17 protein-coding genes and 1 pseudogene are annotated in these 15692 nt (G+C 73.6%); 9 read left to right on the top strand and 9 right to left on the bottom strand.

Going from position 1 to position 15692, the window contains the following annotated elements; genetic code table 11:
- Window positions 1–47 precede the first annotated feature (47 nt).
- Entirely contained in the window at window positions 48–908 is an 861-nt protein-coding gene (locus HHX37_RS26580) for a universal stress protein (protein ID WP_182887193.1), read from the bottom strand.
- A gap of 126 nt (window positions 909–1034) precedes the next feature.
- Window positions 1035–2438 carry a cellulose binding domain-containing protein gene (locus tag HHX37_RS26575; RefSeq protein WP_182887192.1) on the bottom strand — a complete coding sequence of 468 codons (1404 nt, stop codon included), beginning with the start codon at window positions 2436–2438 and terminating at the stop codon, window positions 1035–1037.
- A gap of 237 nt (window positions 2439–2675) precedes the next feature.
- Here HHX37_RS26575 and HHX37_RS26570 point away from each other — a divergent pair, with 237 nt between their 5' ends.
- From HHX37_RS26570 to HHX37_RS37950, 3 genes are read left to right on the top strand one after another with little or no spacing between them, the layout of a single operon-like run.
- A complete protein-coding gene (locus tag HHX37_RS26570) occupies window positions 2676–3839 on the top strand; it encodes a carboxylate-amine ligase (RefSeq protein WP_182887191.1) in 1164 nt (387 codons plus the stop codon).
- 4 nt (window positions 3840–3843) lie between these two features.
- Complete coding sequence (locus tag HHX37_RS26565; protein WP_182887190.1) at window positions 3844–5625, top strand: N-acetylglutaminylglutamine amidotransferase; 1782 nt, start codon at window positions 3844–3846, stop codon at window positions 5623–5625.
- A gap of 53 nt (window positions 5626–5678) precedes the next feature.
- Window positions 5679–7541 carry a prolyl oligopeptidase family serine peptidase gene (locus tag HHX37_RS37950; protein ID WP_182887189.1) on the top strand — a complete coding sequence of 621 codons (1863 nt, stop codon included), beginning with the start codon at window positions 5679–5681 and terminating at the stop codon, window positions 7539–7541.
- Window positions 7542–7577: 36 nt separating this feature from the next.
- Here the strand turns inward: HHX37_RS37950 and HHX37_RS26555 are convergent, their stop codons facing one another.
- Window positions 7578–7787: a hypothetical protein gene (locus HHX37_RS26555; RefSeq protein ID WP_111701285.1), complete on the bottom strand. Its 210-nt coding sequence runs from the start codon at window positions 7785–7787 to the stop codon at window positions 7578–7580.
- Window positions 7788–7896: 109 nt separating this feature from the next.
- Window positions 7897–8601, bottom strand: a complete 705-nt coding sequence (locus HHX37_RS26550) for a hypothetical protein (protein ID WP_138460818.1) — start codon at window positions 8599–8601, stop codon at window positions 7897–7899.
- Between the two features lie 17 nt (window positions 8602–8618).
- Here HHX37_RS26550 and HHX37_RS26545 point away from each other — a divergent pair, with 17 nt between their 5' ends.
- Window positions 8619–8786 carry a hypothetical protein gene (locus HHX37_RS26545; protein WP_165900726.1) on the top strand — a complete coding sequence of 56 codons (168 nt, stop codon included), beginning with the start codon at window positions 8619–8621 and terminating at the stop codon, window positions 8784–8786.
- Here the strand turns inward: HHX37_RS26545 and HHX37_RS26540 are convergent.
- Complete coding sequence (locus tag HHX37_RS26540; protein ID WP_244301892.1) at window positions 8771–9523, bottom strand: sulfite exporter TauE/SafE family protein; 753 nt, start codon at window positions 9521–9523, stop codon at window positions 8771–8773. The two genes, HHX37_RS26545 and HHX37_RS26540, sit on opposite strands and share 16 nt — an antisense overlap.
- A gap of 161 nt (window positions 9524–9684) precedes the next feature.
- Entirely contained in the window at window positions 9685–10128 is a 444-nt protein-coding gene (locus HHX37_RS26535) for a protein-tyrosine phosphatase family protein (protein WP_182887188.1), read from the bottom strand.
- 179 nt (window positions 10129–10307) lie between these two features.
- On the opposite strand from HHX37_RS26535, the gene HHX37_RS26530 reads away from it, so the two are divergent.
- The 5 genes from HHX37_RS26530 to HHX37_RS26510 all read left to right on the top strand — a co-directional run bounded on the left by HHX37_RS26530 (window position 10308) and on the right by HHX37_RS26510 (window position 14021).
- On the top strand, window positions 10308–11330 hold the full coding sequence (locus tag HHX37_RS26530; RefSeq protein WP_182887187.1) for a hypothetical protein: 1023 nt from the start codon (window positions 10308–10310) through the stop codon (window positions 11328–11330).
- Window positions 11327–11725: a phage holin family protein gene (locus HHX37_RS26525; protein WP_111701289.1), complete on the top strand. Its 399-nt coding sequence runs from the start codon at window positions 11327–11329 to the stop codon at window positions 11723–11725. Before HHX37_RS26530 ends, HHX37_RS26525 begins: the two co-directional genes overlap by 4 nt.
- Window positions 11701–12387: a DUF3618 domain-containing protein gene (locus HHX37_RS26520; protein WP_111701290.1), complete on the top strand. Its 687-nt coding sequence runs from the start codon at window positions 11701–11703 to the stop codon at window positions 12385–12387. Before HHX37_RS26525 ends, HHX37_RS26520 begins: the two co-directional genes overlap by 25 nt.
- Before the next feature lie 257 nt (window positions 12388–12644).
- A complete protein-coding gene (locus HHX37_RS26515) occupies window positions 12645–13667 on the top strand; it encodes an alcohol dehydrogenase catalytic domain-containing protein (protein ID WP_182887186.1) in 1023 nt (340 codons plus the stop codon).
- A 93-nt stretch (window positions 13668–13760) separates the two neighbouring features.
- Window positions 13761–14021, top strand: coding sequence for a winged helix-turn-helix domain-containing protein (locus HHX37_RS26510; protein WP_111701292.1), 261 nt, complete (start codon window positions 13761–13763; stop codon window positions 14019–14021).
- A gap of 17 nt (window positions 14022–14038) precedes the next feature.
- Here HHX37_RS26510 and HHX37_RS37190 read toward each other — a convergent pair whose 3' ends face one another.
- The 3 genes and pseudogenes from HHX37_RS37190 to HHX37_RS26500 form a co-directional block, all read right to left on the bottom strand.
- On the bottom strand, window positions 14039–14641 hold the full coding sequence (locus HHX37_RS37190) for a transposase (protein ID WP_396776906.1): 603 nt from the start codon (window positions 14639–14641) through the stop codon (window positions 14039–14041).
- A pseudogene (locus tag HHX37_RS38295) lies at window positions 14571–14717 on the bottom strand (transposase); the annotation flags it as partial. The gene HHX37_RS37190 and the pseudogene HHX37_RS38295, both read right to left, overlap by 71 nt.
- A gap of 15 nt (window positions 14718–14732) precedes the next feature.
- A complete protein-coding gene (locus tag HHX37_RS26500; protein ID WP_259406788.1) occupies window positions 14733–15680 on the bottom strand; it encodes an aldo/keto reductase in 948 nt (315 codons plus the stop codon).
- Window positions 15681–15692: the final 12 nt, after the last annotated feature.

Raw genomic sequence — 15692 nt, 5'->3', positions numbered from 1 at the left:
TCCCGGATGGGTCCTCCGATTCTGGCGCGAAACCTTAAACTCACACTTCAGGACCGGCGGGGCGGGCGCACCACCGCGACGGGGCAGTGCGCGTGGTGCAGGACGGCCCGGCTGACCGAGCCGAGCACCGCCGAGCCGACCGCGCCGTGGCCCCGGGAGCCGACGACGAGCAGGTCCGCCTTCTCCCCGGCCTCCACCAGGGCGGGCACCGGGTGCGCGCAGACGGCCCGCATCTCGGCGTCCAGCTCGGGGTAGCGCTCCCGGTGGGCCGTCAGCATCTCCGCCACGTAGTCCTCCTGGGCCCTGCGCACCTCGTCGACGTCGTAGGTGATCTCGGGCGCGAACGTGTGCACCGGAAGCTGCCACGCGTAGAGGACGAGCAGGCGGCAGCCGCGCAGCCGCGCCTGCTCCGACGCGTAGGTCAGCGCGGCCTCCGCCTCGGCCGAGCCGTCGACGCCGGCGACGACCAGTCCGTGCGGCACCCGCAGCCCCTGGCGTACGACCACGACGGGGACGTCGACCTGACCGGCGAGGTGCATGCTCACCGAGCCGAGCAGCATTCCGGCGAAACCGCCGTGGCCCCGGTTGCCGACGACGATCTCCGCCGCCCCGGCGGCCTCCCGCCGCAGCATCCTCGACGGGTCCCCCTCGACGAGGTCGGGGACGACGCGGACGGCGGGATGGATCTCGCGTACGGACTGCGCGGCCTCCTCCAGGATCCGCCGGCCGGCCCGGTCGAGCTGGTCCTCGATGGGGATGGGATAGCGGGCGATCTCGTACGGCAGGCGGTCCACGGCGTGGACGATCCGCAGCGACAGGCCCCTGCGCGCGGCGTCTCCCGCGGCCCACTCCACCGCGGCGGCCGCGGCGCGCGAGCCGTCGGTGCCCACGACGACGGGTTCGGACATGGCTCCTCCTTCGTGCCTGTCCTCATCCCACCGTCCGCGCGCCGCCCCGGGCAGGGCCGCTGGTCCCTGTCTCCCGGGACCTTCCGCCCTTCGGAAGGTCCCCGGTGGGAGATCAGGAACCGGAGATCAGGGACAGGTGATGGCGGTCGGCCCCGGCGAGGAGGATCCGGACGCCTGGAAGCCGAAGCTCGCCGACGCGCCGGGCGCGAGGGTCTTGCCCCAGGAGGGAGCCCGCGCCGTCCAGCGGGACCCGCTGGCGGTCACGGTCGCGCTCCAGCCGCTGACGAGGCCCACTCCGGCCGGCATGGTCCAGCCGACCGTCCAGTCCGCCCAGGTCGTCGTGCCGGTGTTCTTGACCGTGACGTTCGCGGTGAAGCCCCCCTGCCACGAACTGGCCACCTGGTAGCTCACCTGGCACGTCCCCGGGTTCCCGGACGGGCTCGCCGACGGGGAGGCGGACGGAGACGTCGAGGGAGACGCCGAGGGGGAAGCGGAGGGTGAGACCGACGGGGAGGAGGACGGAGACACCGAGGGGGACGACGAGGGGGACGCGCTGGGCGACGTCGTGGTCGTGGTGTAGCTCGCCTCGGTGTAGTCGGCGGCGCACTGCGTGCCGCACGACGAGGGCAGGCCGAAGCTGTAGACGCGGCCGCCGTTCAGCGGCTGGTCGGCCGCGTCGCGCACGCGGATCTGGAACCGCGTCGCGCCCTTGCTGGTCCCGCTGATGAGGTACGACTGGCCCATGTCGGAGTTCATCTGGGCCGGCTGCCAGGCGCCGTCGGCGTAGTACTCCACCCCGTGGATGCCGTTGGGCAGGTGGGAGATCGCGATCGCGGTCCAGTACGCCTGGGAGCCCTTGAGGAACCCGATGCGGATGTCGCCCGAGTAGTTCGGCGCCGGGATGAACGACCAGGTGACGTGGCGGTTGTTCCAGTGGTTCGGGTACATGTCCCCGACCGGCGCGCCGTTCTTCACGAACCTGTTGAGCGAGGGCTTCGACAGGTCGAGGTGGTAGCGGTCGTCGCGGCACCAGCCGTTGGAGTCGCCGCAGCTGTCGGCGACGATCATGGTCAGCGTGGCGCCGTTGTAGGCGTCGGAGACCCACGAGCCGTTCCGGCAGAACTGCGAGTTCTGCCCGCCGTCGTTGACGCCGGTGCAGAAGTCCGAGATCTGCACCTGGACGAAGCGGCCGCAGTTCAGCCCGTTGTTCCACAACCCGGTCTTGGACGCGTTGGCGCCGGTCAGCGGCCGGGGGTAGAAGTTGTAGTCGCCGGGGGTGTCGTACACGTTGAGGGCGACGAAGTCCTGCGAGTCGAGCTGGGACTGCGGCATCCCGCAGCCGCCGTACGGCGAGCCTAGGGCGTCGAAGTAGGTGGCGTTGCCGGTCACCGGCGCGGGCGGGTCGCCGACGGCGCCCGCCGGGGACGCGGCGGGCCAGGCGGTCAGCAGCACCGCGGCGACGGCGGCGGTCCAGATGCGGCGCCGGAGGCGCCGGATGCGACCTCGGACGGAGAATGCGCGGCCGGTCATCGGACTCCCTGCGCTCACGGTCGGGGCTCGGAACGCCGTGATCCTGGCGGCGGGCCGGTGCCGGGTCAAGGGCCCGCCACAACGGCCGCGGCGACCAACCCGGTGAGCTGCGTGCGAAGTCCGCACCGTTTGGTGACTGCCTGTAACTTTCATCACCCTCCTGAGCCGATGACGTGCGTAAGCCGACTTTCGGGGCAGAAGAGACGAAATGATTCGTGACGGGCGGGGAGCGGCCACATGACGGATTTCGCAGAGGACATGGCGGTCGGCGTCGAGGAGGAGTTCCACATCGTGGACCTCGCGACCCGGCAGCTCGTTCCCCGAGCCGGCCTGCTGCTCCAGCAGTTGCGATCCGACCATTTCACCCAGGAACTGCAGCGGTCGGTCCTGGAGACCGGGACGACGCCGCGGATCCGGCTGGAGGACCTCGCCGGGGAGCTGACCGGGCTGCGCGCCGACGCGGTCGCGGCGGCGGAGGGGCTCGGCCTCGGCATCGCGGCGGCCGGGACCGTCCCGCTGCTGGACCCGGAGGCGATGAAGATCTCCCCCGACCCGCGCTACGAGCAGATGCTGGACGACTACCAGGTGCTCGCCCGCGAGCAGCTCATCTGCGGCACGCAGGTGCACGCCGAGGTGCGCGACCGGGACCTCGCCGTGGCCGTCACCCACCGGCTCGGCCCGTGGCTGCCTCCCCTGCTGGCCCTGAGCTGCAGCTCGCCGTACTGGATGGGCGCCGACACCGGCTACGCGAGCTTCCGGTCGATGGTGTGGCAGCGCTGGCCCACGGCCGGCCCGGCGGAGCGGTTCGAGTCGGCCGACGAGTACGACGCGATGGTGAGGGAGCTGGTCAGGTCGGGGGTCATCAGCGATCCCGGGATGCTCTACTTCGACGTCCGGCCCTCGGCGCACGTGCCGACCGTGGAGTTGCGGTTGTGCGACTCCTGCCCCCGGATCGACGACATCGTGCTGATCGCCGGGCTGTTCCGCGCGCTGGTCACCCGGGAGCTCCACGCCCTCACCACCGGTGCGCCCACTCCCCTGGACCCCGGCACCGTACGCCCGGAGCTGGTCCGGGCCGCCTCGTGGCGGGCGGCGCGGTCCGGCCTGGACGGCGAGCTGGTCGACCCCGTCGAGGGCGTCCCGAAGCCCGCCCGCACCGTGGTGAGCCGGCTGCTGGAGGGCCTGCGGCCGCAGCTCGAGGCGTACGGCGACTGGGCGCTGGTCAGCTCGCTCGCCGCCGAGGCGCTGGACCGCGGCGGCTCCGCCGCGCGGCAGCGCGAGGCGTTCCGGCGGGCCGGCCGCCTGACCGACGTGGTGGACCTCGTCCTGGCCGAGACCAGGTCCCGAACCGGGCCCCGAACCAGACCCGCGAGCCCGTGCGCCGCGGCGGCCGGGAGGTAGGAGCGTGTGCGGACTGAGCGGTGAGATCCGCTTCGACGGGCGGCCGGCGGACATCGGCGTGGTGGGCAGGATGACCGACGCCATGCACGAGCGCGGCCCGGACGGCTCGGGGCTGTGGGAGTGGGGGCCGGTCGCCCTCGGCCATCGGCGCCTGAAGATCATCGACCTTTCGGACAAGGCCGCGCAGCCGATGGCCGACCCCGCCCTCGGGCTGACGGCGGTCTTCAACGGCTGCCTGTACAACTACCGTGAGCTGCGTGAGGAGCTGCGGGGCGACGGCTACCGCTTCTTCTCCACCTCCGACACGGAGGTGCTGGTCAAGGCGTTCCACCGGTGGGGAGCCGACTGCGTGCGCCGGTTCGCCGGGATGTTCGCCTTCGCCGTGTTCGAGCAGGAGACCGGGCGGCTGACGCTCGCCCGCGACCGCCTGGGCATCAAGCCGTTGTACGTGTCGGGGAACGGCGACCGGCTGCGCTTCGCCTCGACCCTGCCCGCGCTGCTGGCCGGGGGCGAGGTCGACACGGACATCGACCCGGTCGCGCTGCACCACTACATGACCTTCCACTCGCTGGTGCCGGGCGAGCGCACGATCCTCGCGGGCGTGCGGAAGCTGCCCCCGGCCACCGTCCGCACGGTCGAGGCGGACGGCTCCTCCCGCGACACCGTCTACTGGGACCCGCCGTTCACCCGGCTGCCGGAGCACGAGGCGATGGACGCCGCCGACTGGCGCGACGCCGTGCACGACCGGTTGCGGGCGGCCGTACGGCGGCGGATGGTCGCGGACGTGCCCGTCGGCGTGCTGCTGTCGGGCGGCCTCGACTCCAGCGTCATCGTCGCGATGCTCGCCGAGGAGGGCCAGCGGGACCTGTCGACGTTCAGCATCGGGTTCCACGCGGCGGGGGGCGACTCGGGGGACGAGTTCCGCTACTCCGACCTGGTCGCCGACCATTTCGGCACCGACCACCACCGCATCCTCATCGAGGACTCCCGGCTGCTGTCGGGCCTGCCGGACGCGGTGCGGGCGATGAGCGAGCCGATGGTCAGCCACGACTGCGTCGCCTTCCACCTGCTGTCGCAGGAGGTGGCCAGGCACGTCAGGGTCGTGCAGTCCGGGCAGGGCGCCGACGAGGTGTTCGCCGGATACCGCTGGTTCCCGCCGCTCGCCGCCGTGCCCCGTGAGGAGGCGTTCGCGACGTACGCCAGGGAGTTCTTCGACCACCCGCACGAGGACCTGGCGGGGATCGTGGCTCCCGAGCACCTCGTCGACGAGGACGTGAGCGGGGAGGTCATCCGCCGCCACCTCGGCCGTCCGGGCGCGGAGACCGCGCTGGACGCGGTGCTGCGCCTGGAGACGCGGCTGATGCTGCCCGACGACCCGGTCAAGCGGGTGGACAACATGACCATGGCCCACGGGCTGGAGGGGCGCACCCCGTTCCTCGACCACGAACTGGTCGAGCTGGCCGCGGCGTGCCCGCCGGAGCTGAAGCTCGTCGGGGGCGGCAAGGGGATCCTCAAGGAGGCCTCCCGCGCGCTTCTGCCGCGCGAGGTGGTCGACCGGCCCAAGGGCTACTTCCCGGTGCCCGCCATCCGGCACATCGACGGGCCGTTCCTCGACCTGGTGCGCGACGCGCTCACCGCGCCCGCCGCCCGGGATCGGGGCCTGTTCGACAAGGCGTACGTCGAGGGGCTGCTGGAGAACAGGGAGACCAGCCGCACCACGACGGGGGTCAACATGCTGTGGCAGCTCGGGCTTCTGGAGATGTGGTTGCAGGCGCAGGGAGTGTGATGGCGGCGGAAGCCCTCGGTGTGCGGACTCCGCCCCCCGGGGAGTCCGTCGGGATGCCCGCCGTGAAGTCCGCCGCGAAATCCGCCGGGGATGCGGCGCTCGGCGCCTGGAGCTGCCGGGCGCCGGCGCTCGCCCCCGACCGCGGCGCGGTCGCGTACGTCAGCGACCGGGACGGCGTGCCGCGGGTCTGGGTCAGGCCGCTGCGGCGGGGCGGGCGGGCGCGGCCGGTCGCCACGGGACCGGAGCCGGTCGCGGAGGTGAGCTGGTCGCCGTCCGGGGAACGGCTGGCCGTCCTGCTCACGCCGGGCGGCGGCGAGCACACGCAGGTCTGGACCGTCCGGCCGGACGGCGGCGACCTGCGCCCGCTGGCCGCGCCGGAGGGCGGGTCGGCGTGGTTCGTCCACTGGACCGGCCGCGGCGACCTGCTGCTGGCCGCCGAGGTCGCGGCGTCCGGAACGGCCGAGGCGCTGCTGGTCGACGCGGCGACCGGAGGCCGGGAGACGGTGGCCCGCGGGCCCCTGCTGCACCCGGAGGCGGTCAGCCGCGACCACGCCCGGGTGCTGCTGCGGCGGGGGCCGCGCGGGGTCCGGCGGATGTACGTCAGGGAGCTGTCGCCGGAGGCCACCGGCCCGGGAGGCGAGCGGCCGCTGCTGGCGGACCTGCCCGGCTCCACCGGCTACGGCGTCCTGTCCCCCGGCGGCGAGACGGCCTACCTGCTGTCGGACGCGGGGCGGGACCGCGCCGCGCTGCTGGCCGTCGCCGGTGACGGCCGCCCGGTCGTGCTCGCCGAACGCCCGGACGCCGAACTGGACATGTTCGCGCTGACCGCCGACGGCCGGCGCGTGGTGCTGGTGTGGAACGCCGCCGGCCGCTCCGAGCTGGAGGTGCTGGACGCGCCCGGGGCGCCGGAGCCGCTGGAGACGCCGGAGCGGGCCGGCGGGGCCGGGAGCCCGGCGCGGCGTCCCCTCCCCCCTCCCCCGGGCGAGGTGGTCACCTCGATCAGGGTCTCCCTGGACGACCGGGCCGCCGTGCTCACGGTGGAGGGACCGGCCCAGCCGCCGCACGTCGTGCTGTGCGACCTGGAGACGGGCCGCTACCGCCGGGTCGCCGGGGCGGGCCGGATCGCCGGGGCGGTGGACGCCGAGCTCGTGCGGCTTCCGGCCCGCGACGGGCTGGAGCTCAGCGGCTGGCTCTACCGGCCGCCCGCGGCCGTGGGCCCGGCGCCGTACGCCGTGTTCCTGCACGGCGGGCCGGAGGACCAGGAGCGGCCCACGTTCAACCCGCTGTACCAGAGCCTGCTGGCCGCCGGGATCGGCGTGCTCGCCCCGAACGTGCGCGGGTCGGCCGGCTTCGGCCGGGCCTTCCGCGAGGCGGACGACCACGCGCTGCGCTTCCGCGCGATCGACGACGTGGCCGACTGCGCCGCCTTCCTGGTGCGGGCCGGTCTCGCCGACGCCGCCCGGCTGGCCTGCCTGGGCTGGTCGTACGGCGGCTACCTCACGCTGGCCGCGCTCGTCACGTATCCGGGCCTGTTCCGCGCCGGGGTGGACGTCTGCGGAATGGCCGACTTCGCCACCTTCTACGAGCGCACGGAGCCGTGGATCGCGGCGGCGGCGGTGAGCGAGTACGGCCATCCGGAGGCCGACCGCGACCTGCTGCACGCCCTGTCGCCCCTGCACGCCTTCGACCGGCTGGCCACTCCCCTGCTGGTGGTGCACGGCGCGCGCGACACCAACGTCCCGGTGTACGAGGCCGAGCAGGTCGTCCGCGCGGCCAGGGCCGCGGGAGTGCCCTGCGAGGTCCTGCTGTTCGAGGACGAAGGGCACGAGATCCGGCGGCGGGCCAACCGGGTCACGTTCGTCAGGCGGGTGACGGACTGGCTCGACCGGCACCTGACCGGCGTGTTCCCCGGCTGAGCGGAGTCGGCCGGGGACGGGCGCGGCCCGGCACGCTCAGCGCGACTCGCGCAGCCTGGCCAGGTCGCTCTCCATCTTCGCGATGACCCGCTGGTAGCCCTCCCAGCCGCACAGCCGGAGCAGCTCCGACTTCATGCGCAGCGTCTCCTCCTGCACCGCCTCCGGGCCCTGCCGCCGGATCGCGTCGAGCGCGCTGCGCGCCCGGCTCTCCTCGTCGCTGGCGTCGGCGAGACCTTCGCGTCTCATATCAGGAGCAGGCATGGGACCTTTCCTCCGGGTCTGGACGAACGGTGCCTACACCTGACGCGCCTTGACGCCGGGAGGTTGACGGCCGGGAGAAATATTGGCCGGCGCGTTATCGGAGCGGCCGGACCTCGCCGCCGGGGACGTCGACCGCGATCTCGCCGCCCAGCCGCCGGCCGTCGTCGAGGACCAGGTTGTCGCCGCTCCAGAACCTGCCGGGGTCGTACCAGTTGGGCCGGCGGCCACCCGGCAGCAGGCCCATCTCCTCGTACGTCACGGCGACGACCTCCGCGCAGTAGGCCGTCTCCAGCGTCCTGTCCCGCGCCGTGCGTCCCTCCGCGTCGCGTTTCCCCCGGCGGAGCCCGGGGAGGGAGACAGGGCGGAGCGCGGGCAGGCGCCCGCGCAGCCAGCGCCCCGCCAGGCGGGCGGTGGACGGGAACGGCGTGCCGTCCAGCCGGGCGATCGTCCGCAGGACCGCGTCCTCCATCTCCCTGCCCACCGGCGGCTCCAGCTGGCGCAGCCAGGCGCGCTGGCCGTACCTCGCCGCCCAGACGCACACCGCGTCACGCATGTCGTGCAGCTGCACGCCGCGCTGGTGGGTGCCCGACCACATGTCGGGCAGCGACCGGCCGAGCTCCGCGTGCCACATCAGCGGCGGCAGGTCCTCGATGACCACCGCCATGCCCACGTGGTTCACCGGGCTGTTGGTCGTGACCTGGATGGCCCGGTCGGGCGCGCTGCGCCCCCGGAACACCCACACGTCACCGGTACGGACCAGTTCGAGCGCCTTGTCGAGGCTTATCCGCGTACGAGCCACGGCAGTAGCCTAGGCACATGCGGTGGTGGAAGATACTCGGCCTGGCGGCGTTCGCGGGCGTCGCGGCGACCGGCGTGGTGATCGCCCGTGCGGAGCGCCGTCGGCGCGCCTACACGCCGGAGGAGATCCGGACGCGGCTGCGCGCCCGGCACGCCGAGGCGGTCGCCGCTCAGCCGCTCCGGTAGGCGTCGGCGCCGAGCTTGACCGCGACCGCGAGACCGCAGATCGCGGCGGCGAGGCGCAGCGAGTCGCCGGGCAGGCGGCGGGCGATGGCGGGGCCCAGCCAGCCGCCGAGGAGGAACCCCGCGGCGAGCGGCCCGACCGCGGCCCAGTCGACCGGGCCGAACAGCGCGAACCAGACGGCCGCGACGGCGTTGGCGAGCGCGCCCACGAGGTTCTTCACCGCGTTCACCCCTGCCGGGGATCGGTCGAGCGCCGCCGCGAGCACCGCGAACATGATGATCCCTCCGGCGGCGCCGAAGTAGCCGGTGTAGACCGCGACGCAGAACACGGCGGCACGCAGCGCCAGGCCGCTCTCCCCGCCGAGGCTCACCTGTCCCGCGCGGGGCGGGCGCAGCAGCAACAGCAGCGAGGCGCCGCCGACCAGCCATGGAGCGACCATCTCGAACATCCGCGCGGGCGTGACCAGCAGCAGGCCCGCGCCGGCCGCGCCGCCCAGGGCGGCGAAGAGCCCGAGACGGCCGACGACCGAGCGCTGGCCCGCCAGTTCCGGCCGCGAACCGGCCGCCGCGCCCACGCCGGTGAACAGCAACGCGACCGTGTTGGTGACGTTCGCGGCCAGGGGCGGCAGCCCGAAGGCCAGCAGGGCGGGATACGACACGATCGAGGCCAGGCTCACCACCGTGCTGACCACTCCGGCCACCAGACCCACGGCGGCCAGCCCCAGCACGTCGACAAACACAGACGAACCCAACCATATGGGTCATAGTCGCCCGTCACCGCCCTCCCGCTCTCACGCACGTCAATGACGGCACCGGGGGCCGGTGCGGTGTGACACCGTCCGCTTCACGCCGGTCTCCACCCGGGCGGCCCGGTTCCGCGGCGGCGCCCGCGGCCCGGTCGTCAGAGCGCGGGGAAGCGGAGCACCCAGCGGCGCTGCCAGGGCGTCTCGACGGCGCGCCGGTGATAGTTGGCCCGGGTCCAGGCCACGGCCTCGTGCGCCGGCAGGCCCGACAGGATCGCCAGGCACGCGATTACGGTGCCCGTGCGCCCGACGCCTCCGCCGCAGGCCACCTCCACCGCCTGGCCGGCGCGGGCGTGCCCGTGCAGCGCCCGGATGAGGCCGGCCGCGCTCTCCCCGTCGCGGGGCAGCAGGAAGTCGGGCCAGTCGATCCACTCGTGCGCCCAGGTGAGGCCGGAGTCGTGCCGGCGCCTCAGCCGGGCGCCGCCCAGATAGAGGCCGCGCTCGGGCGGGACGCCCTCGGGAGCGGGGTACCGCAGACCGCGTCCGCGGATCGGGGTGCCGTCGGGCAGCTTGATCGCGCCGGGGAGGAAGGGCTCGGACATGATCCCATCCTGCCCCGCCGACGGGACCGGAGAGCACCGGCCGGGTTCGACGGCATGGCCGTTTGCCCCCCTTGATCCTGTCAAGACGAATTTTTTACTTTTTCCCGCTTTATGGGCGTCCGTTCCAATATCGAGGGTAGCTCGCGGCTCAGGGACGAATTCGACCCAAGGAGGCTTTCGTGAGCGACTTCCATCCCGAGACGCGAACATACGCGGGGGGAAGCGGGCAGCCGCAGGGCACGCTCCGGCAGGAGGAGACGGCCCGGGAGACGGCATTGCGGGGGACGACCCAGCAGGGCGTGACGCAGGGCAACGGTCAGCAGGGTACGACGCAGCAGGTCCGCGAGACGGCTCAGCAGACGGCGCAGCAGGCCAAGGAGGCCGCCGGCGAGGTCGCCGCGACCGCCAAGGACCAGGTGCGCACGGTCGCCCAGGAGGCCAAGGACCAGACGCGGCACGTGGTCCACCAGCTTCGCAGGCGTACCGACGAGCAGGCGTGGCAGCAGAGCAGGCGCGCGGCCGGCGCGATCCGGCAGTGGACCGAGCAGCTGGAGTCCGCCGCCGACGGCGTCACGCCCGACTCCCCCATGCGCGACGTGGTCAGGCAGGTGACCGACCGGGGCCGCCGCACGGCCGACTACCTGGAGACCGAAGGTCTGACCGGCGCGGTGCGCGACGTGCAGGACTTCGCGCGGCGCCGTCCCGGCCTGTTCCTGGCGGGCGCCCTGGTGGCGGGGTTCCTCGCCGGACGCGCGGTGAAGGCCGTCGCCACGGCCGAGGACCCGGCGGAAACGGACGACGCGCGGCGGTTCGGCTCCGGCACCGCATACGGCTCCGCCCCTGACTACGGGCGCGGCACCGCATACGCTCCCGGGTCCCCCTCCCCGGTCCGGTACGGCGACGGCGCCGGAAACGGCCTGACCGGGGAATCGGTCTCCGGGAGCACGGGCACCGGTGGCCCGGGAACCGGCCGTCCGGGGACCGGCGCCGCCTCCCCGTCGTACGGAACCGGCAGTGGCAACGGGACTGGATACGAGACCGGCGCCCGGTATCCGGGCGGCGAGTTCCGCGACGGCCGCACGGACGGCCGCACGGACGGGTACACGAACGGGCGCGGCGACGGGTACGCGGACGGCGACGGGAACGGCCGCGGGCACAGCGGTGGGTTCCCCGGCGGTCTCCCCGGGGGTGAACCGCGATGAGCTACCCCAGCCCACCGGCCGAGCCCTCACTGGGCAAGCTGGTCGGCGAGATCGGCGAGGACCTGTCCAAGCTGTTCCGCCAGGAGGTGGAGCTCGCCAAGGCCGAGATCCGCCAGGAGGCGGGCAAGGCCGGCAAGGCCGCCGGAATGCTCGGCGGCGCCGGCTTCGCCGGATACATGGTGGCGCTCCTCGTCACGCTGGCCGTCGTGTTCGGCCTCGGCAACGTCATGGACCTGGCCTGGGCCGCGCTCATCGTCGCGGCCGTGTGGGCCGTGATCGGCGGAGTGCTGTTCGCGCGGGGCAAGGAGCGCATGCGCGAGGTGAACCCCACGCCCGAGCAGACCATCGAGACCCTGAAGGAGGACGTGCAATGGGCGCGAGCCCAGAGGAGATAAGGGCCGAGATCGATGCCACTCGGGCGGAACTCGCCGCCGACGTGGACCGGCTCGCCGACAGGACGAGCCCGTCGCGCATCGTGCGGCGTCGTACGGACAGTCTGCGCCAGACGGCGCGATCGGTGAGGGAGAAGGTGATGGGGGTGCCGGCACACGCCACCCACACGGTTCGCGACCAGGCCGGCGACACCGTGGGAACGGTCCGCGACAAGGCCGCGGAGGCGGGCGAGACGGTGCGGCACGCGGCGGCCGAGGCCGGCGAGACCGTACGGCACGGCGCCCAGCAGGCCGCGGAGACCGTGCGGAGCGCGCCGCGCCAGGCGCTGCGCGGCACGCAGGGCAACCCCCTCGCGGCCGGGCTGATCGCCTTCGGGGCGGGCCTGCTGGCCGCGAGCCTGCTGCCGAAGACCGCCGCCGAGGAGCGGGCGGCCCTGCAGGTCAAGGATCGGGCGGGTGAGCTGGCCGAGCCGGTCAAGCAGGCCGTCCAGGAGACCGCGCAGCTTGTCGGCGAGGACGCCAAGGAGGCCGTCCAGCAGGTGCGCGACACGGCGGCCGAGGCGACCAGGACGACCCGCGACGAGGCCCGCGACCAGGCCAGGCAGGTCACCGAGGACACCCGTGACCAGGCCAGGCAGATGACCGGGCAGTCGCGTTCGCAGTGACCGTCGCGAGGGCCGGGCCCGGTGGACGGGCCCGGCCCTCGGGCGTGTCACCACCGGGCCCGCGATCACCGACAGGGTGATGCCGGGGGCCGGCTCCGCTGGACGGAGCCGGCCCCCGGGCGTGTCACCGCCCACGCGGCCGCCGGGCCGGCGATCACGGAACTCGCGGCCGCAGGCTTGCGATCACCGGGGTTACGATCGACGGGAAGACGATCTCAGGGGGCGGCGATGGCGTCGAGGGACGCGGAGGGCGGAGCGTGAAGGCCGCCCGGCTGCACAAGGTGGGCGACATCCGGCTGAGCGACGAGCCGCCGCCCGTCCCGGGCCCGGGCGAGAGCCTGGTGCGGGTCACCGCGGTCGGCCTGTGCGGCTCCGACCTGCACTGGTACGCCGAGGGCGGCATCGGCGACGCGGTGCTGGACACGCCGCTCGTGGTGGGACACGAGATCGCGGGGGTGATCGAGGGCGGTCCCCGGGACGGCACGCGGGTCGCGGTGGACCCGGCGATCCCGTGCGGCCGCTGCGCGGTCTGCGCCACGGGCTACGGCAATCTCTGCCCTGACGTCCGCTTCGCCGGGCACGGGACGCTCGACGGCGGCCTACGAGAGCGGATCGCCTGGCCCGACGACCTGCTGCACCCGCTGCCCGCCGCGCTCTCCGACGGCGACGGTGCCATGCTCGAACCCCTGGGCGTCGCGATCCACGCCGTGGACCTCGGGCACGTCCCGCTGGGCGCGCCCGTCGCCGTCGTCGGCTGCGGGCCGATCGGCCTGCTCGTGATCCGGCTCGCCCGGCTCGCCGGAGCCTGCGCCGTCGTCGCCGTCGACCCGCTGCCGCACCGCCGCGCCGCCGCCCTGAGGTACGGAGCCGGCCTGGTGCTGTCGCCCGAGGAGGCGGCGGAGCCCGGCGTGTGGCGGGAGGTCGACGGCTCGGCGGGCCTCGGCGTCCGGGTGGCGTTCGAGGTGGCGGGCGACGACGACGCCGTACGCCTCGCCATGACCGCGGTCCGGCCCGGCGGGCGGGTGGTGCTGGCCGGGATCCCCGACGAGGACCGCACCTGCTTCCCCGCGTCACTCGCCCGGCGCAAGGGCCTGACGATCGCCCTCGTCCGGCGGATGAACCTCACCTATCCCCGGGCGATCCGGCTGGCCGCCGACCGGCTGGTCGACGTGTCGTCGCTGATCACCGAGCGTTTCCCGCTCACGGCCACGGCGGAGGCGTTCACCGCCGCCGTCTCGCGGCGCGGGCTCAAGGTCCTGGTCGAGCCCGGCCGCCGCTGAGCCGCGGCCGGTCTCGCACGGGATCGGTACGGCAGGACCGGAACCGGCAGAACCGGCAGGATTGGACCGCCGGCCGCCGGGCAGGGCCATGACGTGGCTGTCACCGACGATTCCGGCGAGCCGGTCCCGGCGTACCGGCGGCTCGCGGCGATGCTGCGCGAGGAGATCGTGCACGGCCGGATCGAGCCGGACCGTCCCCTGCCCTCGGAGGAGCGCCTGGTGCGCGAGCACGGGTTCAGCCCCGACGACGTCCGCCGTGCCGTCGGCGTGCTGAGCGGCGAGGGCCTCGTGTACACGATCGAGGGGCAGGGGGCCTACGTCTCCACCCGGGCCGAGGAGACCGGCGGCGGCTAGGCCGTGTCTGACAATGATCACGATGCTGGTTGGCGGAGCCACAGGATGAGTGAGGCGAGTTCGAGTCCGGCCCGGTAGCGGGTGGCGAGTTTGTCGAAGCGGGTTGCGACGGCGCGGAACTGTTTGAGCCGGTTGAAGCATCTCTCCATGACGTTGCGGTGCCGGTACGCCTGTGCGTCGAAGACGGGCGGACGGCCTCCCTTGGAGCCCCGGCGGAGCCGATCGGCCTGCTGGTCTCGACGTTCCGGGGTGGTGGCGGCGATGCCGTGACGTCTGCACCACGCCCGAATGGCCCGGGACGGGTACGCCTTGTCGCCCAGGGCTCTGTCCGGGCGGGTACGGGGCCGGCCCTTGCCCACGCGTGGGATGCGGACCGCGTCCGTCACCGCTTCGAACATGGTGGCGTCGTGGACGTTGCCCGGCGTGAGGACCAGGGCGAGTGGGAGGCGCGGCCGTCGACGGCCAGGTGGACTTTGGTCGTCAGACCGCCCCGGGACCGGCCGAGGGCCTGCCGCGTCGCCGAGCGTTCCGAATCCGCCAGCTCGCCTAGGTGCCGTCCGCCTCCCAGCGGGCGAAGCGCTCGTAGACCGTCTGCCAGGGGCCGTACCGTTCGGGCAGATCCCGCCACGGCGCACCCGTGCGCAGCCGCCACAGCACCCCGTTGACCACCTGCCGATGGTCCCTCCACGGCCGTCCACACCCATCCCTTGTTCAGCGGTGGCTCTTAGCGGGAGGCCTGGGCTGGCCGAGGGCCGCTTGCGACTCGTCGACGAGTCCGGTCAGGCGCGCGACCTCGGTGTCGGTCAACTGTTCGGCAAGCTCGGAAGCTGCGATGTTGGACCGGAGGTGGTCGGTACTGCTCGTGCCGGGGATGACGACCATGGAGGGCGAACGGCGCAGCAGCCAGGCCAGTGCGATCTGGGCCGATGTGGCGCCTAGGCGCTCTGCCGGGCCGGTCAGCTCCTGGTGGTCGCTCAGCCGCCCAGCGGCAAGCGGGAAGTAGGGGATGAAGAGAATGCCCTGGGTCTCGCAGTCGGCGAGGACCTGGACGCCGCTGCGGTCAAGCAGGTTGAAACGGTTCTGCACCGCCACGATGGGGGTCATCTGCTGGGCGCGGGCCAGCATCTGCGGGGACGCGCCGGACAGGCCGATGCGGCGGATCAGTCCCTGGTCTCGCAGCTCGACGAGTGCGCCGAGCGACTCCTCCAGCGGTACGTCTTGGTGCGCGCCGGGGGTGTCGCCGACGAGTCGGAGGTAGGTCAGCTCGCTCGCGTCCGTTCCCATATCGGTAAGCGCCTCGTGGACCTGCCGCCGGACCGTCTCGGGGCGGCCGTCGACGATCCAGGACTTGTCCGGGCCGCGCTCTGCGCCGACCTTGTTGCCCACGATCACGCCCTCGGGGATCGGTCCCAGCGCCTGCCCGATCAGCTGGTTCACCGTGCGCGGCCCGTAGGCGTTGGCGGTGTCGAAGAAGGTCACGCCCAACTCCACGGCCAGGCGCAGCACCCGCCGCGCCGCCTCCGGGTCGTCCGGGAATCCCCAGACCTCAGGGCCCGCGAGCTGCATGGCGCCGTATCCCACACGATTCATCAACCTCTCCCGCCGTATCGCTGTAACGCTATTTTCCGTATCACTGTCTGAATCACTGATACGCCTCATTGCGTAGCATTG

Origin of the sequence: Microbispora sp. H10885 (assembly GCF_014161415.1) — a bacterium.
Classification (GTDB): Bacteria; Actinomycetota; Actinomycetes; order Streptosporangiales; family Streptosporangiaceae; genus Microbispora; species Microbispora triticiradicis.
The sequence above is the reverse complement of the archived record's forward strand: the minus strand, read 5'-3'. Positions and strand labels throughout refer to the sequence as shown.